The 26,164-nt window shown below is 66.2% G+C and carries 23 protein-coding genes and 2 pseudogenes; 20 read left to right on the top strand and 5 right to left on the bottom strand.

What is annotated here, in order from left to right:
* The first annotated feature begins 19 nt into the window (after nt 1-19).
* The 3 genes from GCU53_RS11175 to GCU53_RS11165 are packed head-to-tail and all read left to right on the top strand — an operon-like array spanning nt 20 to nt 8,380.
* Entirely contained in the window at nt 20-6,862 is a 6,843-nt protein-coding gene (locus GCU53_RS11175) for a hybrid sensor histidine kinase/response regulator (RefSeq protein WP_152387682.1), read from the top strand.
* Nucleotides 6,859-7,869 carry a chemotaxis protein CheB gene (locus tag GCU53_RS11170; protein WP_152387681.1) on the top strand — a complete coding sequence of 337 codons (1,011 nt, stop codon included), beginning with the start codon at nt 6,859-6,861 and terminating at the stop codon, nt 7,867-7,869. The genes GCU53_RS11175 and GCU53_RS11170 overlap by 4 nt, the downstream gene beginning before the upstream one ends.
* 43 nt (nt 7,870-7,912) lie before the next feature.
* The gene (locus tag GCU53_RS11165; protein ID WP_152387680.1) at nt 7,913-8,380 is read left to right on the top strand and encodes a chemotaxis protein CheW; all 468 of its coding nucleotides are present in this window, start codon (nt 7,913-7,915) and stop codon (nt 8,378-8,380) included.
* 30 nt (nt 8,381-8,410) lie between these two features.
* Here the strand turns inward: GCU53_RS11165 and GCU53_RS11160 are convergent, their stop codons facing one another.
* Nucleotides 8,411-9,130 (bottom strand): 16S rRNA (uracil(1498)-N(3))-methyltransferase, encoded by a 720-nt coding sequence (locus tag GCU53_RS11160; RefSeq protein WP_152387679.1) that lies wholly within the window; start codon nt 9,128-9,130, stop codon nt 8,411-8,413.
* Nucleotides 9,131-9,270: 140 nt separating this feature from the next.
* Between GCU53_RS11160 and GCU53_RS11155 the strand changes: the two genes are divergently transcribed.
* A complete protein-coding gene (locus tag GCU53_RS11155) occupies nt 9,271-9,810 on the top strand; it encodes a DUF3087 family protein (protein WP_152387678.1) in 540 nt (179 codons plus the stop codon).
* 64 nt (nt 9,811-9,874) lie between these two features.
* Here GCU53_RS11155 and GCU53_RS11150 read toward each other — a convergent pair whose 3' ends face one another.
* Nucleotides 9,875-11,281, bottom strand: a complete 1,407-nt coding sequence (locus GCU53_RS11150) for an adenosylmethionine--8-amino-7-oxononanoate transaminase (protein WP_152387677.1) — start codon at nt 11,279-11,281, stop codon at nt 9,875-9,877.
* Between the two features lie 159 nt (nt 11,282-11,440).
* Here GCU53_RS11150 and GCU53_RS11145 point away from each other — a divergent pair.
* The 16 genes and pseudogenes from GCU53_RS11145 to GCU53_RS11080 form a co-directional block, all read left to right on the top strand.
* Nucleotides 11,441-12,931, top strand: a pseudogene (locus GCU53_RS11145) (flavin monoamine oxidase family protein); the annotation flags it as partial.
* Nucleotides 12,932-13,090: 159 nt separating this feature from the next.
* Entirely contained in the window at nt 13,091-13,645 is a 555-nt protein-coding gene (locus GCU53_RS11140) for a cytochrome b (RefSeq protein WP_152387676.1), read from the top strand.
* A gap of 16 nt (nt 13,646-13,661) precedes the next feature.
* Nucleotides 13,662-14,240: a YceI family protein gene (locus GCU53_RS11135; RefSeq protein ID WP_152387675.1), complete on the top strand. Its 579-nt coding sequence runs from the start codon at nt 13,662-13,664 to the stop codon at nt 14,238-14,240.
* A 220-nt stretch (nt 14,241-14,460) separates the two neighbouring features.
* On the top strand, nt 14,461-15,708 hold the full coding sequence (locus tag GCU53_RS11130) for a tyrosine-type recombinase/integrase (RefSeq protein WP_152387674.1): 1,248 nt from the start codon (nt 14,461-14,463) through the stop codon (nt 15,706-15,708).
* 99 nt (nt 15,709-15,807) lie between these two features.
* Nucleotides 15,808-16,317 (top strand): hypothetical protein, encoded by a 510-nt coding sequence (locus tag GCU53_RS11125; protein WP_152387673.1) that lies wholly within the window; start codon nt 15,808-15,810, stop codon nt 16,315-16,317.
* A gap of 111 nt (nt 16,318-16,428) precedes the next feature.
* The gene (locus GCU53_RS11120) at nt 16,429-16,665 is read left to right on the top strand and encodes an AlpA family phage regulatory protein (protein WP_152387672.1); all 237 of its coding nucleotides are present in this window, start codon (nt 16,429-16,431) and stop codon (nt 16,663-16,665) included.
* A gap of 1 nt (nt 16,666) precedes the next feature.
* Nucleotides 16,667-17,497, top strand: coding sequence for a phage antirepressor KilAC domain-containing protein (locus GCU53_RS11115; protein WP_152387671.1), 831 nt, complete (start codon nt 16,667-16,669; stop codon nt 17,495-17,497).
* Nucleotides 17,494-17,796: pseudogene (locus GCU53_RS26095) on the top strand (hypothetical protein); the annotation flags it as partial. The gene GCU53_RS11115 and the pseudogene GCU53_RS26095, both read left to right, overlap by 4 nt.
* Nucleotides 17,797-17,875: 79 nt before the next feature.
* Nucleotides 17,876-18,049 carry a hypothetical protein gene (locus GCU53_RS26090; protein ID WP_167520111.1) on the top strand — a complete coding sequence of 58 codons (174 nt, stop codon included), beginning with the start codon at nt 17,876-17,878 and terminating at the stop codon, nt 18,047-18,049.
* 23 nt (nt 18,050-18,072) lie between these two features.
* Nucleotides 18,073-18,351, top strand: a complete 279-nt coding sequence (locus GCU53_RS26085) for a hypothetical protein (protein ID WP_244307173.1) — start codon at nt 18,073-18,075, stop codon at nt 18,349-18,351.
* 3 nt (nt 18,352-18,354) lie between these two features.
* Complete coding sequence (locus GCU53_RS11105) at nt 18,355-18,594, top strand: hypothetical protein (protein WP_152387669.1); 240 nt, start codon at nt 18,355-18,357, stop codon at nt 18,592-18,594.
* Nucleotides 18,587-19,570, top strand: coding sequence for a toprim domain-containing protein (locus GCU53_RS11100; protein ID WP_152387668.1), 984 nt, complete (start codon nt 18,587-18,589; stop codon nt 19,568-19,570). Before GCU53_RS11105 ends, GCU53_RS11100 begins: the two co-directional genes overlap by 8 nt.
* Nucleotides 19,557-21,362 carry a DUF927 domain-containing protein gene (locus GCU53_RS11095; RefSeq protein ID WP_152387667.1) on the top strand — a complete coding sequence of 602 codons (1,806 nt, stop codon included), beginning with the start codon at nt 19,557-19,559 and terminating at the stop codon, nt 21,360-21,362. Before GCU53_RS11100 ends, GCU53_RS11095 begins: the two co-directional genes overlap by 14 nt.
* 340 nt (nt 21,363-21,702) lie before the next feature.
* Nucleotides 21,703-22,074: a hypothetical protein gene (locus tag GCU53_RS26080; protein WP_244307123.1), complete on the top strand. Its 372-nt coding sequence runs from the start codon at nt 21,703-21,705 to the stop codon at nt 22,072-22,074.
* Nucleotides 22,075-22,174: 100 nt separating this feature from the next.
* Nucleotides 22,175-22,387, top strand: coding sequence for a hypothetical protein (locus GCU53_RS11085; protein WP_152387666.1), 213 nt, complete (start codon nt 22,175-22,177; stop codon nt 22,385-22,387).
* A gap of 249 nt (nt 22,388-22,636) precedes the next feature.
* A complete protein-coding gene (locus tag GCU53_RS11080; RefSeq protein WP_152387665.1) occupies nt 22,637-22,861 on the top strand; it encodes a hypothetical protein in 225 nt (74 codons plus the stop codon).
* Nucleotides 22,862-23,169: 308 nt separating this feature from the next.
* On the opposite strand, the gene GCU53_RS11075 is transcribed toward GCU53_RS11080, so the two are convergent.
* Genes GCU53_RS11075 through GCU53_RS11065 form a run of 3 tightly spaced genes read right to left on the bottom strand, consistent with a single transcriptional unit; the run spans nt 23,170 to nt 26,161 of the window.
* Complete coding sequence (locus tag GCU53_RS11075; RefSeq protein ID WP_152387664.1) at nt 23,170-24,822, bottom strand: type I restriction-modification system subunit M; 1,653 nt, start codon at nt 24,820-24,822, stop codon at nt 23,170-23,172.
* Nucleotides 24,819-24,998 (bottom strand): virulence RhuM family protein, encoded by a 180-nt coding sequence (locus GCU53_RS25730; protein ID WP_208845479.1) that lies wholly within the window; start codon nt 24,996-24,998, stop codon nt 24,819-24,821. Before GCU53_RS25730 ends, GCU53_RS11075 begins: the two co-directional genes overlap by 4 nt.
* Entirely contained in the window at nt 24,995-26,161 is a 1,167-nt protein-coding gene (locus GCU53_RS11065) for an AAA family ATPase (protein WP_152387663.1), read from the bottom strand. The genes GCU53_RS25730 and GCU53_RS11065 overlap by 4 nt, the downstream gene beginning before the upstream one ends.
* Nucleotides 26,162-26,164: the final 3 nt, after the last annotated feature.

Raw genomic sequence — 26,164 nt, 5'->3', positions numbered from 1 at the left:
CACGTTGACTGGAGTCGCTATGGGTGATCGGCACGATTATGTCGCCTTGGAATGGGTCAAGGGCGAGATCGCGGAGACCCTGAAACAGGCCCGGCATGCCCTGGAGGCCTTTGTCGAGAGCCCGCAGGATCTATCGCGGATACGCTTCTGTCTGGCCTACATCCACCAGGTGCAGGGTACCCTGCAGATGGTCGAGTTCTATGGCGCGGCGCTGCTCGCCGAGGAAATGGAGCAGCTCGCCCAGGCCATGCTGGACGGCCGCACGGGGAGCCGCGGCGAGGCGCTGGAAGTGCTGATGCAGGCCATCCTGCAACTGCCGGTCTATCTTGAGCGGATCCAGACGGCGCGCCGCGACCTGCCGCTGGTGGTGCTGCCGCTGCTCAACGACCTGCGCGCCGCCCGCGGCGAGGGCCTGCTCTCGGAGGCCAGCCTGTTCACGCCCGATCTCCGTGGTCCTGCACCGCTGTCGGAGACGGCCCTGGCCGCCCTGCGCACTCCGGAGACCGCGACCCTGCTGCGCAAGCTGCGACAGATGCTGCAACTGGCGCTGGTCGGGGTCATCCGCGATCAGGACGTGCGCACCAACCTGGGCTATCTGGCGAAGGTCTTCGCTCGTCTGGAAAGCCTGTGCCGCCAGGCGCCGCTCGGTCCCCTGTGGGAGATCGCCGCCGCGCTGGTCGAGGGCCTGAGCGATGGCAGCGTGAGCCAGGGCAGCGCCCTGCGCGATCTGCTGCGCCAGGTCGAGAAGGAGCTCAAGCGGCTGGTGGAGCAGGGCATCGACGGCATCAACCAGCCGGCGCCGGAGGAGTTGCTCAGAAGCCTGCTGTTCTACGTCGCCAAGGCTCCGGCCGGCGGTGCGCGCCTGCAGGCGCTGAAGGCGCGCTACCGGCTCGACGAGGTGCTGCCCGACAGCGGCGTGGTGGACGAGGAGCGCGCGCGCCTGGCCGGCCCGGACCGCGACGCGATGCGCTCGGTGGTCGCCGCCCTCTGCGAGGAGCTGGTGCGGGTCAAGGACAGCCTGGATCTCTTCGTGCGCAGCGACCGTCGCCAGCTCGCCGAGCTGGAGGCGCTGCTGCCGCCGCTCAAGCAGGTCGGCGACACCCTTGGCGTGCTCGGTTTCGGCCAGCCGCGCAAGATCGTCCTCGGCCAGCTCGAGACCATCCGCAACCTGGCCCAGGGCCGACAGGAGCCGGGCGATGCCGTGCTGATGGATGTCGCCGGGGCGCTGTTGTACGTCGAGGCGACCCTCGCCGGCATGGTCGGCACCGCCGAGGAGCGCAGCCGCGAGGAGCACCTGCTGCCCACCACCGACGTGGCGCAGATCCACCAGATGGTGATCAAGGAGGCGCGCACCGGCCTTGAACAGGCCAAGGACGCGATCATCGAGTTCATCGCCTCGCAGTGGAACCACGAACACCTGCAGCGCGTGCCGGTGCTGCTGACACAGGTCCGCGGCGGGCTGGCGATGATTCCGCTGGCCCGCGCCGCCGCACTGCTCGATGTCTGCAACCGCTACATCCAGGAGCAGCTGCTGGTCGGTCGGGTGGTCCCGGATTGGCAGAGTCTGGACACCCTGGCCGATGCCATCACCGGCATCGAGTATTACCTCGAGCGCCTGAGCGAGGACCACGGCAGCGCCAGCGAGCGGCTGCTCGACGTGGCCGAGGAAAGCCTGGCCAGCCTCGGCTATCCGCTGATGGCGCAGCCGTCGATCCTGGACCGCGATGTCGTGGCGCCAACCGAGGTCGAGCCGGCTCTGGCTCCAGCTTCGGTTGTGACCCAGTCGGTAGAGCCCGCCGGGCAGCTGGAAGTCACTGGGGCAGACCGGTCAGCGGTCGATGTGCCGGATGCGGTACCGGAGACGCCGGCCATGCCCGAGGCCGCGCCCCCGCAGGCCGCCAGCGAGGCCCCGGCTGCACCGGCCGGATCTGGCGAGCCGCAGCCGACCCTCGCCGAGGTGCTGGCGGCGCCCGTGCAGCCGATCAATCCACCGGCCGGCGAGGTGCCGGCGAGCCTGCTGCCGCCGCCGGCCGACGAGGCGCCGGTGGACGAGGACCTGCTCGAGGTGTTCATCGAGGAAGCCGGCGAGGTGCTGGAGACCCTCGGCGAATACTTCCCGCAGTGGTGTGCCGACAGTACGGACAAGGAGGCGCTGACCGAGGTCCGCCGTGCCTTCCATACCCTCAAGGGCAGCGGGCGCATGGTCCGTGCGCTGATCATCGGCGAGCTGGCCTGGTCCATCGAGAACCTGCTCAACCGGGTGATCGACCACAGCATCCAGCCGGCCGCCGCGGTGCAGCAGGCGGTGGCCGACGTGTTGGCGCTGATGCCGGCGCTGGTCGAGGAGTTCGCCGCCAAGGCGCAGTGCCAGCGCGACGACGTGGACCGCCTGGCGGCCATCGCCCACGCCCTGGCTCTCGGCCAGGAGCCGGCCCTGTCCGCCCAGGCCGGGCAGGCTGCCGCGCAGCCGGCCGCCGATGCAGCCGCCGAGGCGCTCGACCCGCAGTTGCTGGAAATCTTCCGCAACGAGGCGGTCACCCACCTGCAGACCCTCGATCGCTTCCTCGAAGCCTGCGCCCAGGAGTTGCCGCAGGGCGTCACCGACGATCTGCAGCGCGCCCTGCACACCCTCAAGGGCAGCGCACACATGGCCGGCCTCCTGCCGATCGCCGAGATCGCCATGCCGCTGGAGCGGCTGGTCAAGGAGTTCAAGACCAACCTGATCCTCATCGATCTGGCCGAGGTCGAGCTGCTCGAGCGCGCGGCGCAACTGCTGCGGCGCGGTCTGGAACAGCTCGACGGCCGGCCGCTGGCGCCCATCGAGGGCAGTGCGGCCTTTCTCGACGCGGTCAGGCGGCTGCATCAGGAGCGCCTCGAGGCGGCCAAGGAGGGCTGGCAGGACGACAGCGGCGAAGTACGCGACCCGCGGCAGATCGGCCGCTTCCTGGCCGAGGACATGGATACCCTGCTGGACGCCGAGGCTCTGCTGCGCCACTGGCGAGCCCGGCCGGAGCAGCCGCCGGCGCTCGCCGCATTGCTCGGCGAGCTGGACACCCTCGGTGCCGGCGCCCGGCAGGCCGAGCTGCCCCAGATCGATGCGCTCTGCCAGGCCCTGCTGGCCCTGTACGACGCCGTGCAGGCTGACCGCCTGAGCCCCGGCGAGCGCTTCTTCGACGAGGCCGAAGCCGCCCACGAGGCGTTGATCGGCATGCTCGACCAGGTCGCCGCCGCCCTGGAGGTGACGCCGCAGCCCGAGCGCGTGGCCGCCCTGCAGGCCCTGCTGGAGATGCCGGCCGAGCCGCAGCCGGGCGACGCGGATGAGTGCCAGGCGGAAAGGTCCGTAGCCGCTCCGGACGAGCCCGGGGCGGTGCTCGTCGAACCTGCATCCGGGCAGGTGGCCATGGTGCCGCTGGAGGCCTTGCCGGGCGAGACGCCAGAGTTGGCGGATGGCATGCAGGTGGACGAGCCATCCATCCCGCTGCTTCACGAGCTGGATCTCGCCGGTGCGGAGCCGCTCGAACGGGGCACGGCGGAAGCCGCAGGTCCCGAATCTTTGTCGCTGGTACCGCTCGAGGCCTGGCCGGTCGAGACGGCGGAGCCGGCACCTGCAGTTGCGGCGAGCGAGACGTCCGTGTCTGCCTTCCATGCGCTGGGCCTGGACGACCTGGGGCTGCCCGATGTGGAGCCGGGCGAGCTGGAAAGCGCCAGGCTGGAGTCCGAGCCGGCCGCCCCGACCTTCGACGCCATCCTGCCGGACGAGGCCGGTCCGGACGACGATCTGACCGCGCTGTTCCTCGAGGAGGCGGTCGATCTGCTGGACAGCGCCGCCCAGACGCTGCAGCGCTGGTTGCGCCAGCCGGAGGACAGCCTGGCGCTGACCGCCCTGCTGCGCGATCTGCACACCCTCAAGGGCGGCGCGCGGATGGCCGGTGTCGCGCCGATCGCCGATCTCGCCCATGAACTGGAGAGTCTCTACGAACACCTGCTGGCGCATGCCCATCCGGATCTGGCGGGGCTCGGCGAGCTGCTGGAGCGCAGCCACGACCGCTTGGCGCTGCTCGTCGAGCGACTGCAGGCCCGCTTGCCGCTCGGCGAGCCGCAGGAACTGATCCTGGCCCTGCAGGGCTGGCGCCGGCAGATCGCGGCGGCCAGCCCCGAGGCCCGCAGCCTTCTGGCCGAGGCGCTGGAGCCGGTGGTCCTCGAGTCGGCCGGCGAGGCGCCGGCATTCGCCGAACCCTTCGAGGCCGCCGTGGAGACAGCGCGATTCGACATGCCGCGGATCGATTTCTTCACCGGCGAGGACGCACCGACCGGTGCCACGGCTCCGCCGGTGCCATCGCCTGGAGTCGAGAGTCCGCCTCCGGGGTTCGTGGTGTCGGATTACGATCTCGAGCTGGTGGAGATCTTCCTCGAGGAAGGTTTCGACATCCTCGAAAGCGCCGCTACCGCCCTCCAGCACTGGCTGGAGAACACCACCGACCGTGCGGCCCTGGAAGCCCTGCAGCGCGACCTGCACACCCTCAAGGGTGGAGCGCGGATGGCCGAGATCCGCGAGATCGGCGATCTCGCCCACGAACTGGAGTTCCTCTACGAAGGACTCGGCGATGGCCGGCTGACGGCCGGCCCGGCGCTCGCCGGGCTGTTGCAGGCCTGCCATGACCGGCTCGCCGGGATGCTCGAGGCGGTACGCGAGCGGCGCCCGCTGCAGGATGGCGAGGCGCTGATCGCGGCGATCCGCGACTGGTGCGCCGGGACGCCGGAGGTCGCCGCTCCGCAGCCGAGCATGCCGGAGACGGTCGTGCCGGAACTGCCGGCCGAGCGGCAGGCCGAGACTGGCGCTGCGCCCGTGGAGCCCGAGCCGGCCGTGGCGATGCGGGCGGAACTGCCGGGCGGCCTGCTGCTCGCCGCCAGCGATGCGTTCGCCGCCGTCGCCGCGGCCAAGGTCCTGCCGTTCGTGCAGCGGGCCGCCGAGGCCGCCCGGGAAGCCGCCGCCCAGCGTGCGCCGCAGGAGATGGTCCGGGTGCCGGCGGATCTGCTGGAGAGCCTGGTCAACCTGGCCGGGGAAACCTCGATCTTCCGTGGCCGGGTCGAGCAGCAGGTGAGCGACATCGTCTTCACCCTGGCCGAGATGGAATCCACCATCGAACGGGTGCGCGACCAGTTGCGCCGGCTCGACACCGAAACCCAGGCGCAGATCCTCAGCCGCTACCAGGCCGAGGCCGAGCGCGCCGGCTACGAGGACTTCGACCCGCTGGAAATGGACCGTCACTCGCAGCTGCAGCAGCTGTCGCGCTCGCTGTTCGAATCCGCTTCCGACCTGCTCGACCTCAAGGAAACCCTGGCGGCGCGCAGCCGCGACGCCGAGACCCTGCTGCTGCAGCAGGCGCGGGTCAACACCGAGCTCCAGGAAGGCCTGATGCGCACCCGCATGGTGCCCTTCGAGCGCCTGCTTCCGCGTCTGCGCCGGGTGGTCCGGCAGGTCGCCGGCGAGCTGGGCAAGCCGGTGGAGTTCAGCGTCGGCAACGCCGAAGGGGAAATGGACCGCAGCGTGCTGGAGCGCATCGTCGCGCCGCTGGAGCACATGCTGCGCAACGCCATCGACCACGGCATCGAGCCGGCCGAGGCGCGCCGTGCCGCTGGCAAGCCGGAGCAGGGCAGCATCCGCCTGGAGCTGCTGCGCGAGGGCGGCGACATCCTGCTCACCCTGGCCGACGACGGCGGCGGCATCCGCCTCGATGCGGTGCGCCGCAAGGCCGTCGAGCGCGGGCTGATGAAGCCCGACGCCCAGCTGTCCGACCATGAGGTGCTGCAGTTCATCCTCGAGGCGGGCTTCTCCACGGCGGACCGGGTCACGCAGATCTCCGGGCGCGGCGTCGGCATGGACGTGGTGCACTCGGAGGTCAAGCAACTCGGCGGCTCGATGAGCATCGAATCGACCCCCGGCGCCGGAACCCGCTTCCTGATCCGCCTGCCGTTCACCGTATCGATCAACCGGGCGCTGATGGTGCTCGCCGGCGAGGACCTCTATGCAGTGCCGCTGAACACCATCGAGGGCATCGTGCGGGTGGCACCCCGCGAGCTGGAGGCGCTCTACGCGCGCCGCGCCGACGGCCAGAAGGACCAGACGGGGCTCGAGTACGCCGGCAAGCGCTACGAGCTGCGCTATCTCGGCGAGCTGCTGGACAACGGTCAGCAACCCAGGCTGGCCGGCCAGCACATGCCGCTGCCGGTGATCCTGATGCGCTCCAGCGAGCAGGCGGTGGCGGTGCAGGTGGACGGTCTGGCCGGCTCCCGCGAAATCGTGGTGAAGAGTCTCGGGCCGCAGTTCGCCGTGGTGCCGGGAATCTCCGGCGCGACCATCCTCGGCGATGGCCGGGTGGTGGTGATTCTCGACCTGCTGGCGACCCTGCGCGAGCGCCAGGCCAGCCTGCAGCTGATCTCGCCGATCCAGCCCCAGGCGCCTGCCGAGACCGAGAAGGAGCGGCCGCTGCTGGTAATGGTGGTGGACGATTCGGTCACCGTGCGCAAGGTCACCGGGCGCCTGCTGGAGCGCCACGGCATGGACTGCATGACCGCCAAGGACGGGGCCGATGCCCTCGCTCAGCTGCAGGAGCGGCGCCCGGACGTCATGCTGCTGGACATCGAGATGCCGCGCATGGACGGCTTCGAGGTGGCTGCCCGGGTGCGCCACGACGAGCGTCTCAAGGACCTGCCGATCATCATGATCACCTCGCGCACCGGGGAGAAGCATCGCGACCGCGCGCTCGGCCTCGGCGTCAACGAGTATCTCGGCAAGCCCTATCAGGAGGCGCTGCTGCTGGAAACCATCCGCCGGCTGGTCAAGGAGCCTGAAGCACGATGAGCGCGCGTATCGCGGTGATCGCCGACACCTCGCTGCAGCGTCATGTGCTGCAGCAGGCGCTGGCCGGCAACGGCTATGAGGTGGTGCTCAACAGCGACCCGACGCGCCTCGACGCGCAAACCCTGGCGTCCTGCGCGGCGGATCTCTGGCTGGTCGACCTGGCCCAGCTGGAGGACACGCCGCAGCTCGACGAGTTGCTCGAAAGCAGCCAGGTGCCAGTGCTGTTCGGCCAGGGGCAGGCGCCGGAGCGTCACTCGGAGCACTATCCACGCTGGGAGCGGCGGCTGATCGGCAAGCTCAAGCGGCTGGTGCGCGACCCGGCCGAGGCGGTCGGGCCGACCCTTGCGGCGCTGCTCGACGAGGGCCAGCGCCCGAGTCGGCTGCCGCTGCCGGCGACGCTGCGTGAGAGCCCGCTGGCGGTCGGCCAGCCGCCTTGCCAGGTCTGGCTGCTGGCGGCCTCCCTGGGCGGCCCGGAGGCGGTCAAGGCCTTTCTCGACGCGCTGCCCGGCGGCCTGCCGGTCGCCTTCGTCTATGCCCAGCACATCGATCCCTCCTTCGAGTCGGCCCTGCCCCGGGCGGTCGGCCGGCACAGCCAGTGGCAGGTCGTGCCCGCGCGCCACGGCGGACCGCTGTGCTGCGGCGAGGTGGTGGTGGCGCCGATCCGTCGTGAGCTGGGCTTTGCCGAGGATGGCTCGCTGTCGATCGCCGAGCGCCCGTGGCCCGAGCCCTACAGCCCGTCGATCGACCAGATGATGCTCAACCTGGCCCGCCAGTTCGGCCCGCGCTGCGGGGTGATCGCCTTCAGCGGCATGGGCAGTGATGGCACCGCGGCGGCCGCCTACGTGCGCCGCCAGGGCGGCGAGATCTGGACCCAGCGGGCCAGCAGCTGTGCCTGTTCGAGCATGCCGGACAGCCTGCGCGAAGCCGGCTACAGCCAGCTCAGCGGAACCCCGCGGGAGCTGGCCGAGGCCCTGGTGCAGCGGCTGGCCGAGGAGTGTGCCGAATGAGGAACGAGGCCCGGGTCCACGCACCGAACCTGCAGGAGCACCCATGAATCAAGCTGCAAACCCGAACAGTGCCGACAGCCTGACCGCCCTGTTGCTGCCGCTGGCCGACCGGACCCTGCTGCTGCCCAACGTGGCGGTGGCCGAGATCATCCCCTACCGCGGCGTGCAGACCGCTGCCGATCTGCCGCCCTGGCTGCTCGGGCAGATCGGCTGGCGCGATCTGCGTCTGCCGCTGCTGTCCTTCGAGGCCGCCAGCGGCGGGCAGGCGCAGCTCGGCGCGACGCCGCGGGTAGCGGTGTTCAACGCCCTCGGCGGGCGGCCGCGGGTGAAGTTCCTGGCCCTGCTGCTGCAGGGCATCCCGCGCTCGCTCAAGGTCGACGCCCGCCTGCCGCGCGCCGAAGCCGCGCTGGCGCCGCTGGAGCTGGCGGTGGTGCAGGTGGAGGGCGGCGTGGCGCGGATTCCCGACCTTGAGGCGCTGGAGCGGAAGCTGGCGGATGCCGGGCTGATCTGAATGGCGGCGCCTGTCCGGTGCGCGGACGGCTCAGAAGTCTCCCCACAGCTGCTGGGCCACGCTCAGCGCCACCACTGGCGCCGTCTCGGTGCGCAGCACCCGCGGACCGAGGCGGGCGGCCCGATAGCCGGCACGCTGCGCCTCGTCCACCTCCGCCTCGGACAGGCCGCCCTCGGGGCCGATCAGGAAGGCCAGCGAGGCCGGCCGGACATGGCTCGTCAAGGGTTCGGCGACCGGATGCAGGACCAGCTTCAGCTCTGCCTGGGCAAGTGCCAGCCAGTCGCCCAGCGGCACGGGCGGGTGGATCGTCGGCAGCACCGAGCGGCCGCATTGTTCGCAAGCGCTGACGGCTATCTGCCTCCAGTGGGCCAGGCGCTTGTCCGCGCGCTCGTCCTTCAGGCGCACCTCGCAGCGCTCGCTGACCAGCGGGGTGATTTCCGCCACGCCCAGCTCGGTGGCCTTCTGGATCGCCCAGTCCATCCGCTCGCCGCGTGACAGCCCCTGGCCCAGGTGGATGCGCAGCGGTGATTCGGCCAGGCCGGGAAGCTGTTCGCGCAGCTCCACCTGTACGCGCTTCCTGCCGACATCGACCAGCTCGCCACGGAACTCGCTGCCGCTGCCGTCGAACAGTTGCACGGCGTCGCCGGCCGCCAGGCGCAGCACCCGGCCGATGTAGTGGGCCTGGGCTTCCGGCAGCTCATGGCGGCCGAGGGACAGGGGAGCGTCGATGAAGAAACGGGACAGGCGCATCGGATCATCCGGTCGGCAGGAACAGGGCCGGCAAGCTTAACCGCTGCCGCCAGCCGGCTGTAGAGGCTTGCGGCGGCCGGCGAATCCTGCGAAAAACCGCGGCGGCCCGGCCTGGGCGATTCAAGAGGAAAGGAGTGGCGATGTTCGAGATCCAGCCGTGGAGTCCCGAGGAGTACCGGGCGCAGACCCGCAAGAGCAGCCTGATCGTGGTGGCGATCTTCGCCGTGCTGGGGATGGGGTTGTCGACCCTGGCGGTGCAGCTGTTCGGCACGCCGGGCGGCGACAACCTGCGCTACAACCTCGGCGGGGTGATCGCCGGGGCGATCGTCACCGCCGCGATCCTGCGCGGCTACCTGAGCCGGCAGCCGTGGATGGCTGCAGCGGTATATGGCTGGCAGCTCAAGCGCAGCCTGATGAGCGTCACCAACATCATGCACTGCGTCGAGCAGGGCGTGGCCGCCGGCGATCCGCAGGCCATGCGGCTGCTGCGCTTCTATCACTTGGGCCTCGCCCAGATGTACCGGCTCGATGGCAACTCCAGCGCCCTGAGCCAGATGGTCCCCGAGATCGACCGGCACAAGGCGGCGATGGAGGCACAGGGGCTGGATACCGGGCAGGCCTGCCTGTATCCCGGCTGGGTCGAGGAGGTGAAGAGGGCCTTCCCGGTGCGCAAGAAATAATCCCGGAGAAACGCTGCCGCCTGCCCAGGCGCGGGTGCACCGGGACAGGCGAGGCCGGGCCTGCTCAGCCCGGATCGTGGAAGGTCGCCGGCGCGCCGGCCGGCAGCGCCACGCTGATGGCGGAGCGGGTGGCCAGGTCGATGCCCTCGCCGGCCACCTCGGCGAGGAAGTCGATCTCTGCCGGGGTAATCACGTAGGGCGGCAGGAAGTACACCACGCTGCCCAGCGGGCGCAGCAGGGCGCCGCGCGACAGGGCATGCTGGTAGACGGCGAGACCGCGGCGTTCCTGCCAGGGGTAGGGGGTCTTGCCCGCCTTGTCGGCGACCATCTCGATGGCCAGGGCCATGCCGGTCTGGCGCACCTCGGCGACGTGCGGATGATCCTTCAGGTGGGCGGTGGCCTGGGCCATGCGCGCGGCCAGCGCCTTGTTCTTCTCGATGACGTCGTCCTGCTCGAAGATGTCCAGGGTCGCCAGTGCGGCGGCGCAGGCCAGCGGGTTGCCGGTGTAGGTGTGCGAGTGCAGGAAGGCGCGCAGGGTGGCGTAGTCGTCGTAGAACGCCTGGTAGACGGTGTCGGTGGTGAGCACCGCGGCCATCGGCAGGTAGCCGCCGGTGAGCGCCTTGGACAGCACCAGGAAATCCGGGGCGATGCCGGCCTGCTCGCAGGCGAACAGGGTGCCGGTGCGGCCGAAGCCGACGGCGATCTCGTCGTGGATCAGGTGCACCTGGTAGCGGTCGCAGGCTTCGCGCAGGAGCTTGAGGTAGACCGGGTGGTACATGCGCATGCCGCCGGCGCCCTGGATCAGCGGCTCGACGATCACCGCGGCGATCTCGCCGTGATGCTCGGCCAGTGTCCGCTCCATGTGGGCGAACATGGTCCGCGAGTGTTCCTCCCAACTCACCCCGTCCGGGCGCAGGTAGCAGTCCGGGCTCGGCACCTTGAAGGTGTCCAGCAGGAGCGGCTTGTAGGTGTCGGTAAAGAGCGCCACGTCGCCCACCGACATGGCCGCCACGGTCTCGCCGTGGTAGCTGTTGGTCAGGGTGACGAAGCGCTTCTTCTCCGCCCGGCCGCAGTTGCGCCAGTAGTGGAAGCTCATCTTCAGCGCCACCTCGATCCCCGAGGAGCCGTTGTCGGCGTAGAAGACCCGATCCAGCCCGGCCGGGGTGATCGCCACCAGCCGCTCGGACAGCTCGATCGCGGGCCGATGGCTGAAGCCGGCCAGCATCACGTGCTCCAGGCTCTCCAGCTGCTCCTTGATGCGCGCGTTGATCCGCGGATTGGCATGGCCGAAGACGTTCACCCACCAGGAGCTGACCGCATCCAGATAGCGCTTGCCGTCGAAGTCCTCCAGCCACACTCCTTCGCCGCGGCGGATCGGGATCAGCGGCAGGCGTTCGTGATCCTTCATCTGGGTACAGGGATGCCAGAGCACGGCGAGGTCGCGCTGCATCCAGTCGGCGTTGAGGCTCATGAAAACTCTCCTGGAAACGATCGGCGAGAGCCTAGCAGAGGCGCGTCGGGCTTTGCTGCCCGATGCCGGCCATGGCTGGCTGCCAGCAGGGCGCTCGCGTATGCTCGCGCCGCGCGCACGGGGGTGTGCGACAACTCATTGAATCGGGGGCGGGAAAACATGTTCCGAAGCTGGCTGCGGGGGACCGCACTTGTCGGGATGGGGCTGTTCAGCGTGGTGGTGCTGGGCAAGGAGAAACAGCCGACGGCACTGGTCGTCGGCGGCGGCTTGGCCGGTCTGGCCGCGGCCTGGGAGCTGCAGCGCGACGGCTGGCAGGTCACCCTGCTGGAGGCCCGCGCCAGCGCCGGCGGCCGCTCCAGCCTGGCCGGCGACGAATGGATCGGCAGCGCCAGGGTGCAGCCGCTGCTCAACGACTACCTCGCGCACTTCAAGCTGAAGGCCCAGCCGGTTCCCGAGGCGGTGCGCGGCACCGGCTACCTGATCGACGGCACCTACTTCAGCGCCGCCGAGCTGGCGAAGCAGCAGCCGGCCACCGCCGAGGGACTGAAGCGCTACGAGCAGGCGATCGACGCGCTGGCGGCGTCGATCAAGGACCCGCTCGACCCGGCCTCCGACCGCAAGCTGTTCGCCCTCGACCAGGGTAACGCGGCGCGCTGGCTGGACGAGCTGAAACTGCCGATCACCGCCCGCCAACTGGTCAACCAGCGCATCCGCTCGCACTACGACGAGCCGTCGCGCCTGTCGCTGCTCTACCTCGCCCAGCAGACCCGGGTCTACCGCGGCATCGACACGGGCGAGCTGCGCGCCGCCCGCCTGCCCGGCGGCAGCCAGGTGCTCGCCCAGGCCCTGGTCAAGGCGCTGAAGACGGTCAAGACCGGCGTGCGGGTGTCGGCCATCAGCCAGGACCGCACGGGCGTGACGGTCAAGGCCGGGGACGTTGGCTACAGCGCCGACTACCTGGTACTGGCCGTGCCGCTGCGCGCCCTGGGGCAGATCCAGTTCAGCCCAACGCTGCCGGAGCGGCACCGCGGCGCGCTGCAGGGCACCAGCTACGGTTGGCGCGACCAGTTGCTGCTGAAGTTCAAGAGCCCGGTATGGGAGAGCAAGGCGCGCCTGAGCGGCAACATCTACAGCAACCAGGGCCTCGGCATGCTGTGGGTCGAGCCGGCGACCAGGGGCGGCGCCAACGTACTGATCAACCTGTCCGGCGACAATGCCCGCCTGCTCAAGGCCTTCGGCGACCGCCAGGTGGCCGACCAGTTGCTGATCCGTCTGCATGAGCACTACCCCAAGGCCCGCGGCGCCTTCACCGGCTACGAGATCCGCCGCTACAGCGGCGACAGCGGCCTCGTCGGCGCCTACCTGGCCTACGGGCCGGGGCAGATCAGCCGCTACTGGCGGCTCTGGGAGCAGCCGCTGGAGCGCGTGGCCTTCGCCGGCGAGCATACCGACCCGCTCTATCCGGGTACCTTGGAGGGCGCCCTGCGCAGCGGCAAGCGCGCCGCCGGACAACTGCGCGAGCTGTACGCAGGACGGCCGGTGCCAGCGCCGCAGATCACCCGGCTGGACCAGCCGGCGGCCGTACCGCCCAAGGTCGCAGCCGAGGCGCCGGCCGAGGGCGAGCGCAAGCCCGGCTTCTTCGCCCGCCTGGCCCAGCTGTTCCGCTGACGGACCTCCGGCGCGGCTTCCGTTGCCGCGCCGGGGCGTTCGGATATCGAACGATTCGATCTTTCCAAGCGAAAAATTCCGCTTTAAATCGATAATTGAGCCGCTAGGCTGTGCACATCCCCGAATCAAGGAATGTCGCACATGCAATGGCGCAACTCCCCCTTCTGTTTCGGCCTGGTCAGCATCCTGCTGCACTGGGCGGTGGCGCTGACGGTCTTCGGCCTGTTCGGCCTGGGCCTGTGGATGCGCGGCCTGGACTACTACAGCGCCTGGTACCGCACGGCTCCGGACATCCACAAGAGCGTCGGTATCCTGCTGTTCCTGGTCATGCTGCTGCGCCTCGCCTGGCGCTTCGTCAGCCCGCCGCCAGCGGCCCTGCCCAACCACGGCCCCCTGACCCGGCTGGGCAGCCACGCCGGCCACGCCTTGCTCTACCTCGGCCTGTTCGCACTGACGATCAGCGGCTATCTGATCTCCACCGCCGATGGCCGGCCGATCTCGGTGTTCGGCTGGTTCGAGGTGCCGGCGCTGCTCAGCGGCCTGCCCAACCAGGAAGACGTCGCCGGCGAGGTGCACGAACTGCTCGCCTGGGCCCTGGTCGGCCTCGCCGTCGTGCATGCCCTGGCCGCCCTCAAACACCACTTCATTGACCGTGACACGACCCTGCTCCGCATGCTCGGACGCGCTCCCCGCTAACCTAAGGAGAACATTCATGCTGAAGAAGACTCTCGCCGCTCTGGCACTGGGTTCCGCCCTGCTGGGCGCCGGCCAGGCCATGGCCGTCAACTACGTGATCGACAAGGAAGGCCAGCATGCCTTCGTCAACTTCAAGATCAGCCACCTGGGCTACAGCTGGCTGTACGGCACCTTCCGCGACTTCGACGGCAACTTCAGCTTCGACGCTGCTCAGCCCGAAGCGAGCAAGGTGCAGGTGAACCTGAAGACCGCCAGTGTCGACTCCAACCACGCCGAGCGTGACAAGCACCTGCGCAGCCCGGATTTCCTCAACGTCGCAAAGCACCCGACCGCGACCTTCGAGTCCACCTCGGTCAAATCCACCGGGCAAGATACTTTCGACATCGCCGGCAACCTGACCCTCAACGGCGTGACCAGGCCGGTGGTGATCGCCGCCAAGTTCATCGGCGAAGGCAAGGACCCCTGGGGCGGCTACCGGGCCGGCTTCGAGGGCCGTACCAGGCTGAAGTTGAAGGACTTCGATATCCAGAAGGATCTCGGTCCGGCCTCCCAGGAGGTGGAGCTGATCCTCTCGATGGAGGGCGTTCGCCAGTAGGCGGATCGGGGTGCCATTCACGAAAAAGCCGGCGCGAAGCCGGCTTTTTTACTGTTCGCCATTTTTCGCCCCTTTCCGCAGACCCTAGATTCTACGGGACTTCCCGCCTATCATCCGTCCGCAAGCGTCCGCTCAATACCGCCTAAATCCTCTGCCAAGGTGTGGGCCAAGGTGTGGGCTGAAAGGTGTTGGCTGGCGATCACAGAAGGAGAAGGGCGATATGGCGGGAACCCTTAACGCAAAGACCGTGGCGAGCCTGGAGAAAGCCGGCACGCCTGGGATGACCAGCGACGGGGCGGGGCTGTACTTCAAGGTGGGCAGGACCGGCGGGGCGAGCTGGATATTCCGATACAAGATCGCCGGCAAGAGCCGCTACATGGGGCTGGGCAGCTATCCCGAGGTCAGCCTAGCCGATGCGCGCGCCCTAGCTGCCGACGCTCGCAAGCTGACCGCCGTGGGCAAAGATCCCCTTGCAGCCCGTGATGCCGAGCGGGAGGCGCACCGGGAAGCCCAGCGACTCCGGGAGGCCAAGCGCATGCCCTTCATGAAGCTGGCCACCGACTTCATGGCGGCGCACGGGGCGAGTTGGTCGGACAAGTGGCGCCGAGGCTGGCTGCGCAAGCTGGAGCTGTACGCCTTCCCTCATGTGGGCATGCTGCCCGCCGACGAGATCGACACGGAGCAGGTGCTGCTGGTGCTGCAACCGATCTGGGCCGACAAGGCTCGCACCGCCGATGAAGTGCGTGGGCAGATCGAGCAGATACTCGACGCCGCCAAGGCCCGAGGTCTGCGCTCCGGCGAGAACCCAGCCCGCTGGCGTGGGCATCTGGAAAACCTGCTGAGCAAGGCGGAGAAGAAGAAGGCGAGGAAGCGCCAGCACTTTCCGGCGATGGCATGGCGCGAGGTGCCGGCGCTCATGGCCAGGCTGGCCGAGATCGACACCTACGACGCCGTGGCGGCCCGCCTGCTGATCCTGACCGGCGCCCGCTTGCACATGGTCCGCTTCGCCGAGTGGGCCGAGATCGACCTGGAGGTAGGCGTGTGGTCGCTGCCTGCCGAGCGGATGAAGATGCGCCAAGCCTTCGACATCCCCCTGGCGGCCGAGGTTGTCGAGCTGCTGCGCCAGCTTCCGCGCATCGAGGGCAGCCCCTATCTATTCCCCGGTCGCGGCAAGAGCGGCGTCATGCACGCCAACGCCATCCGCAACCTGCTTCACGGCCTGGGGCATGCCGACGTGACCCGCCACGGCTTCCGCTCCAGCTTCCGAGACTGGTCCGGCGAGCGAACCCATCATCCGCGAGAGGTCTGCGAACTGGCGCTGGCGCATGACGAGCGCAACCAGACCGAGGGCGCCTATTCCCGCTCCGACTTCTTCGAGAAGCGCCGTGCCTTGATGGCCGAGTGGGCGAGGTTCATCACCAGCCCGCCAGCAGAGAACGTCATTCAAGGCGACTTCAAGCGCGCCTGACCGAATATCGGCCAGCCTAGGGTCGCTCCCGAAAAGCGGACTTCCCACCCGCCTGGCTGGCCGACCTATTCAAGATGGGAGCGCCTGGGAGGCGTGAAGATGGCGAAGAAGAAGGTGAAGAAGGAAGACATTGCCCTCGATGATCCATGGCTGAGAGGGGCAGACGTTAAGCATGAGGAGTTGGCCGCCGAGCTATCGTTTCTCAAGACTGGCCATGACCCGGTGGCCGCTCGAAGCATCATCGAGTATTTCCATGAGCGCATGAGCAACGGCCTTTCATACGACAAGAACATTCTCCATGACCTGATGGCGCACGTGTTTGCGGGCATTGTCGCGGGCAAATCTGCCGACCAGGCCTTTGGTTTAAAACTGGTGAGGGGCGGATACGAGCGCCCGGATACGATAGAACGCGACGTGCCGGCAGCGGCAAGCGTGATGCTGCTAATGCGGAAAAAGAAAACATGGGAGCAGGCGATAGGAGAAACGGCAGACCGCTTCTTCCCTGATGAAAATAGCGAAAGGACGGTTGAGCGCGCCTACGCGAAATACCGCGAAGAGCTTGAAACCTGTACCGACGAGCAGCTTCGGGAGACGATAGGGCCAGACTAAACCCCACTGCCACCATAAAGCGCTTTATGGTGGTTTAGTACCGACCGCAAGAATGTAATTCCATCCGCAGCCATCCGTAGCACAGCGCTACAAGTCAAGAGGTAACGACCGATGGCTGTACCCAATCGCGAACTGGCCGCTGAGCGTGCCGCGCATCGCATCCAGCGCCGCATCATGCGGTTGCCGGAAGTGAAAGCCGCCACGGGCTTTGGCCGCACCAAAATCTACGAGCTGATGAAGGAGGGGCGCTTTCCCAAGGCTCGGCGCATCGCTTGCTCGAATGCCTCCGGCTGGGATTCCTTGGAGGTGGAAGCCTGGATTAACGAGCAACTGGACGGGGAGGCTTAAAATGGAAGAAGGCCACTCCCTCTACCGGCAGAGCAGCCCGTCGCAAGGCCAGTCTACCACCATCGCTATCCGCGACCATCAGATGTCCATCGTCGAGTACCAAGGCCAGCGAGTTGTCACGCTGGCCATGATCGATGAGGTTCACAAGCGCCCGAAGGGTACTGCGAAGCGCAACTTCAACAAGAACAAGACCACCATGATCGATGAGGAGGACTATTTTTTGGTGCCCCATTCTCAAAAGTACGAAATTCGTACTTTTGGAATTGAAGTCCCGTCGCGTGGCCTGATCTTGCTGACCGAATCGGGCTACCTGATGTTGGTGAAGAGCCTCAATGATGATCTTGCCTGGAAAGTTTATCGCCAACTGGTGAAGAGCTATTTCCGCCATGCTGCTGCTCCGGCCGAACTTTCGCGCCTGGAGCTTCTGGAAATGGCCTTGGCCAGCGAACGCGAGAAAATTCAGGCCATCGCCGAGCGCGACCATGCCATCTCCGATCTTGAGGCAGCAAAACCGGCTGTCGAGTTCTTTGATAGCTACGCTAAGGCTGACGGCCTCATGACCTTCCGCCAAGTCGCCAAGCTTCTGGATGCCAACGAACGTGAGTTTCGCAGGTTCCTGGTAGACCAGCGGATCATGCATCTCCTTAACGGTGAGTGGACGCCATACCAGCCGCGTATCAAAGCTGGCTACTTCAAGGTGAAGATCGGCATCAACGAGCGCAACAACCACACATTCAAGCAGGCACTGTTCACGCCGAAGGGTATCGAGTGGATCGCTGGCCTGTGGCGCCGGCGCATGGAAGACCCGTTCTCCGCGAGGGGCCGCGCATGACCATCCAGGCCCTGCTCCTCCTCGGCGTCTTCGCCATCGACCACATGCGCCAGGCCATTGCCGCGCTGGTGTTCTTTACCCACCTGCTTCCGGCCATTGCCAATCGCCCCCTCCATCGCTACTCTGCGCAGGTCACGGTAAGTCCCGTGGCCGGGTTTCGCAGCCCGAGAAAGCAAAAGGCGCACAAGCGCCCCAAGACCATTGCAGGCGCTCTTTTTTTGCGTCCGCAATGCTGCTCTATGGTGGCCGTGTGTGGGGCACCTTCGGGTGCGCCGGGTTCCTTTTGCCCCGGTACTGCGAACCCACGCACGGCTGCCACCAATCACCGTTTCGCAGCGGCTGGTGGTAGCTCCTACTCAGCAAAAGGAGCAGCACCCCATGAAGCACGACCCCGCCCTCAATCCGTCCGCACTCCGACAACGTGCCGCCGCGCATCGGGCCATGGCCTTGGCCGCCCTGCATGCCAATTCGTCCCTGTCCGTCCGCCTGCGCCGCTACAACGACCACATGGCCAAAGCCCGCGCCCTGGAAGCGCAAGGCGGTGTGCAATGAGCTGCCCCAACTGGAACTCTCTGATGCCGAACTTTGAGGCCATCCAGGCCATGAGTCCGGAGAAGCTGGAAGCCGCAGCCATGGCGGCCGATAGCTATTCCTTGACCCTCGGTCACGGGATCGCCGCCATCGGCAACCTGCTGGCGGGCGCCGCATCGAGCAATCAAGGCCTCGATCCTGCTGCGATCCACGACCTGGGCTGGCTGCTTGAATCGCTCGGGAAGCTCTCCGCCAAGCTGGCCGACACCGGCAGCGGGATCGACATCGAGCGCAACCGCCGCAACACCCAGCGCGAGGACTAACCCATGACTGATTTTCAACGCTGCCAGTCGGTGGCGACGGGATCGGCTTGTCCGGAGAAAGCCGCCGGACTGTTCGCCCCGCGCCACCTGGAGCTGATCCGCGAAGCGCAGCAGGCGCTCCACCGTGCTACCGCAGAGGGATGTTCGCCCGAGGACATGACCGCCTGGCAGGTTGCTGCCGAGCGGCTGGCCGTGGCGCTGGTCGCCCGCCTGGAGGGCATCGAGGGCGACAACCATGAATAACGCCTCTTTTATCCAGCGCGTCGCGGAGGCCGCCCTCGCTGCCGTAGACAGCCTTCTCTCCGAATGGCTGCCGGATGGCAAGCGCAAGGGCGCCGAGTGGTGGGCGCGCAACCCCACGCGCGGCGACCGCCATCCCGGCAGCTTTTCCGTGTCGCTGGAGTCCGGCCGCTGGCATGACTTCGCCAGCGGCGACGGTGGCGGCGACTTCGTGTCGCTGCTCGCCTACCTTCTCCGCTGCGGACAGATGGATGCCGCCTTGATGATCGCCGAGCGTCTTGGCATCCCCGTCTACGGCCAGCCGAAGCGCGACTTCTTGCAGGAGGAGGCAGAGCGCCAGCGCATCGCCCGTCAGCGGAAGCAGCGCCAGCAGCAGGACGAGGCCGAGCAGTATCAGCGCCAGCAGGCCGCCGCCGTCGAGGCGCAACGCCTGTGGAGCGCCAGCGCCCCGGCTGCGCCCGATCACCCGTATCTGGTCCGCAAGGGCATTCAGTCGCATAACGCCCGCCAGCAAGGCGACGTGCTGCTGATCCCGCTGTATGCCAACGAGGCGCTGGTGAACCTGCAACGCATCTACCCGGATGGCCGCAAGCGCTTCCTGTCCGGCGGCAGGGTGAAGGGCGCCTATTCGTTGCTGGGCCACCCGGAGCCAGGCAAGCCGCTTTACATCTGCGAGGGCTGGGCGACCGGGGCGACGCTCCACGAGTACGAAGGTGCCGCCGTCGCCTGCGCTATGAACGCCGGCAACCTGCTTGCGGTCGGGCAGTACCTGCAACGGCACTACCCCGATGCCGAGCTGGTCATCGCCGGCGACGACGACCGCCAGACCGAGGGCAACACCGGCCGCGACGCCGCGAATGACGCGGCCCTGACCATCGGTGCCGAAGTGACCTTTCCCGCCTGGCGCGGCGATGAACCGCTCCACCTGTCCGACTTCAACGACCTTGCCACCTGGAGGGCCGCCCATGAGCAAGCCTGAAGCACCCGCACTGACCCTCATCACCAAACCCATGCCGCCCACGGTGACGCCAGAGCGCCCCTGCTGGGGCGTCTATGCGGGGCGGGTGCAAAACGAGAATGGCGCCATGCTCAAGCCGGGCGTGTACTGGCACGGCTACCGGCGCACCAAGGAAGACGACGAGGCCGAGCCGAGCGACGGTAGCGAGCGCCCCCTGCGCGACGAATGGATCGCTTCGCCGGTGTTCGTCGAGGCGCGTACCGTCAACAGCGACGACGACACCGCCGGCCGCCTGCTGCGCCTGGTGACGGACAGAGGCGAAAGGGAGTGGATCATGCCCATGGAGATGCTTGGCGGCAGCGGCGAGGAAATCCGGCGCGCCCTGTTCGCCATGGGCGCGGAGATCGCCCCGCGCCAGCGTGGCCGCCTCATGGAGTACCTGCTCGACCAGCGGCCCCGCCAGACCATCGTCACCACCAGCCGGCCGGGCTGGCATGCGTCCGGGGTGTTCGTGCTGCCCCACCGCACCATCGGCGGCGACGGCGTGCGCTACCAGTCATCCGGCCGAGTGCCGAACCTCTATGCCTCCAAGGGTGAGCTGGCGCAGTGGCAGAGCCTGGTTGCTGCCCGCTGCCTGGGCAACCCGGTGCTGACCATGGCCGTCGGCTGTGCGCTGGCCGGTCCGCTGTTGAGCAAGGTCGGCGTGAACGGTGGCGGCGTCCACCTGGTCGGCGACAGCTCCAGCGGGAAGTCGCTGGCGCAACTGATCGGCGCTTCGGTGTGGGGCGACCCTGGTGTGTTCGCCGCCAGTTGGGACATGACCAAGGGCGGGCTGGAAATCGAAGCCGCCTCGCGCAACGACACCCTGTTGCCGTTGGACGAGATCACGCGCGCCGATGCGCGCCGCATTCAGGAGATGGCCTACGCTCTGGCGAACGGCCAAGGCAAGGGCACCATGACCCGCGAGCGCGAAGGACGCGCCAAGCTCCACTGGCGCCTGCTGACCATCTCCAGCGGCGAGCGCTCGCTCTCCGAGCATGCGGCCATCGGCGGCAACCCGGCCCATGCCGGCGCCGAGCTGCGCATGGTGGACGTGAACGCCGGCACCCGCACGTACCGCGCATTCGATGATGTTCACGGTATGGACGGGGAGAGCTTCCACCGAGCCCTGACCGTTGCTGCTGGCCAGCACTACGGGCACCTGGGCCAGGCCTTCGTCGAGAAACTGATCGCCGGTTACGACCGCGACGAGATGCTGAAGGACTTCGACAAGGTGCGCGCCCAGTTCCAATCCGACAGCGCGCAGGCCGGACGGGTGGCCGACCGCTTCGCCGTCATCGCCCTGGCCGGCGAGCTGGCCATCGCCTATGGACTGCTGCCCTGGCCGACCGGCACCAGCCTGAAAGACAGCCAGTTGCTCTACCGCGAATGGCTGGAGCGGGTGGGCAGCGGCAACGCCGAGGACCGGCAGATCCTCGCCGGCATCGCCAGCTTCATCGAGCGCCATGGCAGCAGCCGGTTCTCTGACGTGAACGCAAGCGAGGTGGAAAGCCGGGTGTTCGACCGCGCCGGGTACTGGGAGATCGAGCCGAATCGCCGGCTGTACCTATTCAACAAGTCCGGGCTGATCGAGGCGGCCGCAGGCTTCGGCCTGGCACGGATCGTCAAGGCGTTGGAGGCGGCCGGCGTGCTGGCCAAGCGGGACGGCGACAAGAAGCGCCACACCAAGAACTATCGCCTTCCCGGAGGCGGCCAAGCGCGGCTGTACGTCATCGACCCAGAGCGCTTGGAGAACGACGGAGGCCAGCCATGATCGCCCGTACTCAACCCCGATTCAGCCAATTACATGCACATAGGAACCTGAAATCGGTGGCAACGGCGGCAACGATGGCAACAGCCAGGGATAACGCGGCCTCCAGCCGTTGCCACATAGAAAAAAGAAGTGGCAACAGGTGGCAACACACATCACCTTGTGAATATAAGCTATCACTTTCTTATGTCGTTACGTTCTGTCTGTTGCCACCCGAAAAGTCAGTGGCAACGGATTGCCACCCTGGAGGCCGCGTGGCACTAGGCGTTGCCGCCGTTGCCGTTGTTGCCACGATTTTTCAAACGTGTGTATATGGTGCTTGGGCTGATGCGAGGAGGTGCGCATGAGCCTGCTGGCGAAGTTGTTCGATCAGTTGGAGGAGTCTGCCGCCGATCATCAGCCGATCTCCCTGGTGGAGATCGCCAGCGCACCGACAGCTGTTGACGCACAGACCGCCAAGACGGCCAGCATCCGCCCGACCCGGACCGACCGACCAGCGCCGGCGGAGCAGCAAGCCGCCATCGTCGAGCAGCAGGTCGACGAGCCGCAGCACGTCATCCGCACAGCCGCTACGGCGTCGCCAGCATGGCGAGAGGCGCGCGACCAATACCATGCCCACCTGATGAGCTGCCGCGCCTGCTACGCGCCCAATGGTCGCCACTGCGCCTTTGGTGCCGAGCTGCGCGCCATCTACGACGCCACGCCCTGGAGCTGACCGCCAGCCGTGCGAACCCGAGGCGGCCGGGGCAACCCGAGTTGATGTCACTCCCCGCTGGCCGCCATGATCTGAAGCCCTTGAGTGCGAGGAACAAGCAATGAGCAAGAACAGGTTATTTTTCGACCAGCCCAAGACGCGCCTTATCGTTTCCGTCGAACTGGACACGGTGGAAGCCATTGATCGGCTGATCGGCCCCCCCTACGGGAGCAAGCATCCGGCCAAGGGCAACAGGTCGGAGTTCGTGCGCCTGGCCATCGAGGAGAAGCTGGCGCGCGACCTGGCAGACCGGCAGCGCCTTGGGGCTGCATAAGTCGCTGCTGATTTTCGGAGTCCTGAAAGGCGGCTGGCTTTGATGATTTCGAGACCAGTCGTCGCGCGCGAGCTTGGCCAGCAAGCTGCTTGCAGAGCACCTGCCCGAGTTTTGAGAGCAATACGCGCGCGTGCGAGGCCCAGCATCTGAAATAGACCGAAATAGACAAAGGAGGCGCTGGCGGCGGTCGAGCGCCAGCAGGGCGGCAAGCCGAACGCGCGCTACTCGGTGCAGATCGGCGGCGAGCGCGTGACCAACAAGAAGGGCATAGAGGCAGCCAAGCTATCAGGCAAAACCGCCGGTGCAAGGGGGCTTTCCCATATTATCGAGGCCCGCCAGCGCAAGGATAGCAAGAGCGCTGAAGGCGCTTTGCGGTTGCTCGATGGGGTGGTGGAAGCGATCGCCAAGGGGGAAGAGTTCAACCGGATAGCAGTCGGCAAGACTACCCGTGGGGCGTGGAACACGACGACATGATCGTCTGGATGACCAAGCGGGAAGGAAGCAACGCCTGGGTGGTAACGGGTTATGAGAAAAGGCCCGATGGACGAGCGGCAGGGAGAGCTACCGACAGGCCTACGCACGCCGCCGCTTCGCGTACCCGCGACGACGTGGGAGCGGGTAATTCAAATAATGGCAGAGACAATGGCCAAATCAATTCCATACCGTCGAGGATCTTCGTCGCGGACTGCTCGGCCTTTACTCGGATGGAGCCATCCGTAAGGCTCGCGCGCTGCTCGTCGGCCTTGGCGCAATCACAGAGCGCAAGAACCAAATCGCGGTACTTATCGTGATACCTCGGAGCCGTAGGGCAACGGTGGCAGCCCAAGTTCCTTGAGGAACTCATTGTGTTTATCGGTGGCGGTCTTGATCTTCTGATCCAGTGCCACAAGCTCGGCATGCACGGCCGTCAGGTCAATCTCTTCATCGGCAACTGCCGTGCTGACGTAACGCGAGATATTCAGGTTGAAGTCGTTCTCCTCGATTTTTTGCATGCTTACCCGTCGCGCATAACGCGGCACTTCATCAGGGCGTTGCTTGTAGATCTCGATAATTTTGTCGATATGCCGGTCTGCCAGCTGGTTCTGGTTCCGACCCTTCTCGAAGTGCTCGGCCGCGTTGATAAACAGCACATCATCCGATCTCTTGCACTTTTTCAACACCAGGATGCAGACCGGGATACCCGTTGAATAAAACAGATTGGCCGGCAGTCCGATCACGGTATCGATGTGTCCATCCTGCAGTAGCTTGCGGCGAATACGCTCTTCCGCTCCGCCCCGAAACAGCACACCGTGCGGCAGGATGATGGCCATCACGCCGTCATCCTTCAGGTAGTGCAGCCCGTGCAGCAGGAAGGCGAAGTCCGCCGCGCTCTTGGGCGCCACACCATGGTTTTTGAAGCGCATGTCTTCGCTGATGGCGTCGCTCGGGTCCCAGCGATAGCTGAATGGCGGATTGGCCACCACCGCATCAAACTGCGGTTTCTTCGCCGGATTGGTCTCGCGCAGGAAGTCCCAGGCGTTGGTCAGTGTGTCGCCGTGGTAGATCTCGAACTCGGTGTCCTTAACCCCGTGCAGCAGCATGTTCATGCGCGCCAGGTTATAGGTGGTGACGTTGTATTCCTGCCCGTAGATCTTGCCGATGCTACCGCCCGCGTCCTTCATGCGGTGCCGGATGTTCAACAGCAACGAGCCCGAGCCACAGGCAAAATCGAACACACTCTCCAGCTTCTTGCGCGGACCTGTCTCAGGCGCCTGGCCGTCGAGCGTTACGATGGCCGACAGAATTTTTGAAGCCTGCTGCGGCGTGTAGAACTCACCCGCTTTCTTGCCCGAGCCCGCCGCAAACTGGCCGATCAGATACTCATAGGCATCGCCCAACGTGTCGGTATCGGTGGAGAACAGCGACATGCCACGCGCCAGCTCCGAGATGATCGAGCACAGCTTATTGTTGCGTTCCGAGTACTGACGACCCAGCTTGTCAGACGCAAGGTTGATCTCTGAAAACAAGCCCTGGAAGTTGCTCTGGAAGGACTCGTTCTCGATGTACTTGAACCCCCTTTGCAGGGTGTCGAGCAGCAAGCTGCTCTGCGTTTTGGCCAGGTAAACGATATTGCCCCACAGGTAGTCTGGCTCGATCACATAGTGCACCTTGCGACGCATTTGCTTCTCGAACGCCGCCACATCGCTGGCGTTCTCTTCGTACCAGATTTGAAGCGGTGTCGTGGCTTCGGTCTGTTCCATTACGTCTGGCGTCACGTCCGGATAATCCGGCCCCAGCTCCCGCTTTGCAGCCTGCTCGTAGTTGTCCGAGAGGTAGCGCAGAAAGAGGAAGGACAGCATGTAATCGCGGAAATCGTCAGCGTTCATCGATCCGCGCAATTGGTCGGCAATCGCCCAGAGGGTTTTGCCTAGCTGCTTCTGGTCTTGTTCGGTCATGGTTTGGGTCGTTTCATGAGTGTGTTTTCCAGTGCCTTGAGTTCGGCATCGTCTTGCGCGTCGGCCTGACGTGGCTCAGCTATTTCGCGCTGCGAGAGCCAAACCGTGTGATCCTTGGCCCGCAGTTTGATTTGATCGCGCTCGTCTTCGGGGGTGTAGAGGATCAGTTCGCTCATGGTGCTCCACCAAAGAGTGTGGGGCTGAAAGGGTGCGTGCTGATGAACTGCCTCAGCGCCCTGCCAAAGTGTTCCTTGTTCTCCGGCAGCATTTCTCTTGGCTCATAAAGCGAATAGTCACCATGGCTCATTAAATCGATCACGCGCTTGTAGAGCGTTTTATTCGGATCGTCTGCCTCGGGCTTGATGCACTCCTCCCACTTGGCATAGCCAAAGAAGCAGGCGGTTTGCTCCATCACACGGCGCATTATGTTGAAGTGATGCGTGTACAGCGCGCCGGAACGTGCCGCCTCATGCAGCTCAACCAGCGACGCCAAGTGATATAGAAACGGAGTGCTATCGGTCTCGGAAATCAGGTAACTACCTGATCGCGCATCCCGGCTTAGGAAGTACTTGCGCGACTTCTTCAGCTCGTTGCACAAGACGTTGAAGAACAACACATGATGGGTGGAAATCACCGTTTTCACCCGCTCGGACGAAGCCGTGAGCATCTGCGCCAGATGGTGCGCGACAGTCACGGCATTATTGTCGTCCAGCGATGAAATCGGATCATCAATGTAGACGTACTTCACCCACTTGTAGGCCTCAGCCCCGTCGAGCACGAGCTGCACGATGGCAAGGAAGAAGCACCAGATGAAGATATTCTCTTCGCCGCGCGAAACCTTGATGTCTTCCGCGACCGTCCTCACCCCTTCAACTTCCACTTCGCGTGAGAAGCTCACCTCCCACTCGGCGGTGTCGATGCGGAAATCGAAGTCGGCGTAGCGATTCAGCAGCGGACGGATGCGGTTGTCCATCTCCAGCTCGCCCAATCCAGCGAAAAAGAGCGAGTCCCGGTTGATCTTCAGCACCCGCTCGCGGTCGTTCTGCAGATCGTTGTCCCAGTGGAACAGGTCTTCAGTGAAGGCGTTGAAGTAGAGCGTGTCGCCTTGAATGCCTTCCACCCCTATCGTGGTTCCATCTTCTGCCTCGATAGGCTCGCCCGCTTCCGTTAGCAGAGGCTCCAGCTGAACTGGCCTTTTGCCCAAGTCCTTGAATGCTACTGATAGCCGCGTTTTGCCGGTGCCGTTATATGCGTAGAGCAGCACAAACTTCTTTTGCTCCATCTCCCTGCGGAGTTGCTGTGCGAGGTCGTGAAGGCTTGGAAAAGTCGCAACGGTCATGCG

Origin of the sequence: Azotobacter salinestris (assembly GCF_009363155.1) — a bacterium.
Taxonomy (GTDB): domain Bacteria; phylum Pseudomonadota; class Gammaproteobacteria; order Pseudomonadales; family Pseudomonadaceae; genus Azotobacter; species Azotobacter salinestris.
This window is presented reverse-complemented; position numbering and strand designations above follow the sequence as displayed.

Excerpts from the sequence above, each read along its gene's own strand:
- GCU53_RS11115 (WP_152387671.1), top strand. The coding sequence starts at position 16,667 with ATGGAAGAAGGCCACTCCCTCTACCGGCAGAGCAGCCCGTCGCAAGGC.
- GCU53_RS11130 (WP_152387674.1), top strand. The coding sequence starts at position 14,461 with ATGGCGGGAACCCTTAACGCAAAGACCGTGGCGAGCCTGGAGAAAGCC.
- GCU53_RS11105 (WP_152387669.1), top strand. The coding sequence starts at position 18,355 with ATGACTGATTTTCAACGCTGCCAGTCGGTGGCGACGGGATCGGCTTGT.
- GCU53_RS11155 (WP_152387678.1), top strand. The coding sequence starts at position 9,271 with ATGTTCGAGATCCAGCCGTGGAGTCCCGAGGAGTACCGGGCGCAGACC.
- GCU53_RS11075 (WP_152387664.1), bottom strand. The coding sequence starts at position 24,822 with ATGACCGAACAAGACCAGAAGCAGCTAGGCAAAACCCTCTGGGCGATT.
- GCU53_RS11165 (WP_152387680.1), top strand. The coding sequence starts at position 7,913 with ATGAATCAAGCTGCAAACCCGAACAGTGCCGACAGCCTGACCGCCCTG.
- GCU53_RS11170 (WP_152387681.1), top strand. The coding sequence starts at position 6,859 with ATGAGCGCGCGTATCGCGGTGATCGCCGACACCTCGCTGCAGCGTCAT.
- GCU53_RS11160 (WP_152387679.1), bottom strand. The coding sequence starts at position 9,130 with ATGCGCCTGTCCCGTTTCTTCATCGACGCTCCCCTGTCCCTCGGCCGC.
- GCU53_RS11125 (WP_152387673.1), top strand. The coding sequence starts at position 15,808 with ATGGCGAAGAAGAAGGTGAAGAAGGAAGACATTGCCCTCGATGATCCA.
- GCU53_RS26080 (WP_244307123.1), top strand. The coding sequence starts at position 21,703 with ATGAGCCTGCTGGCGAAGTTGTTCGATCAGTTGGAGGAGTCTGCCGCC.
- GCU53_RS26090 (WP_167520111.1), top strand. The coding sequence starts at position 17,876 with ATGAAGCACGACCCCGCCCTCAATCCGTCCGCACTCCGACAACGTGCC.
- GCU53_RS11140 (WP_152387676.1), top strand. The coding sequence starts at position 13,091 with ATGCAATGGCGCAACTCCCCCTTCTGTTTCGGCCTGGTCAGCATCCTG.
- GCU53_RS11175 (WP_152387682.1), top strand. The coding sequence starts at position 20 with ATGGGTGATCGGCACGATTATGTCGCCTTGGAATGGGTCAAGGGCGAG.
- GCU53_RS11095 (WP_152387667.1), top strand. The coding sequence starts at position 19,557 with ATGAGCAAGCCTGAAGCACCCGCACTGACCCTCATCACCAAACCCATG.
- GCU53_RS11120 (WP_152387672.1), top strand. The coding sequence starts at position 16,429 with ATGGCTGTACCCAATCGCGAACTGGCCGCTGAGCGTGCCGCGCATCGC.
- GCU53_RS25730 (WP_208845479.1), bottom strand. The coding sequence starts at position 24,998 with ATGAGCGAACTGATCCTCTACACCCCCGAAGACGAGCGCGATCAAATC.
- GCU53_RS11100 (WP_152387668.1), top strand. The coding sequence starts at position 18,587 with ATGAATAACGCCTCTTTTATCCAGCGCGTCGCGGAGGCCGCCCTCGCT.
- GCU53_RS11150 (WP_152387677.1), bottom strand. The coding sequence starts at position 11,281 with ATGAGCCTCAACGCCGACTGGATGCAGCGCGACCTCGCCGTGCTCTGG.
- GCU53_RS11135 (WP_152387675.1), top strand. The coding sequence starts at position 13,662 with ATGCTGAAGAAGACTCTCGCCGCTCTGGCACTGGGTTCCGCCCTGCTG.
- GCU53_RS26085 (WP_244307173.1), top strand. The coding sequence starts at position 18,073 with ATGCCGAACTTTGAGGCCATCCAGGCCATGAGTCCGGAGAAGCTGGAA.
- GCU53_RS11065 (WP_152387663.1), bottom strand. The coding sequence starts at position 26,161 with ATGACCGTTGCGACTTTTCCAAGCCTTCACGACCTCGCACAGCAACTC.
- GCU53_RS11085 (WP_152387666.1), top strand. The coding sequence starts at position 22,175 with ATGAGCAAGAACAGGTTATTTTTCGACCAGCCCAAGACGCGCCTTATC.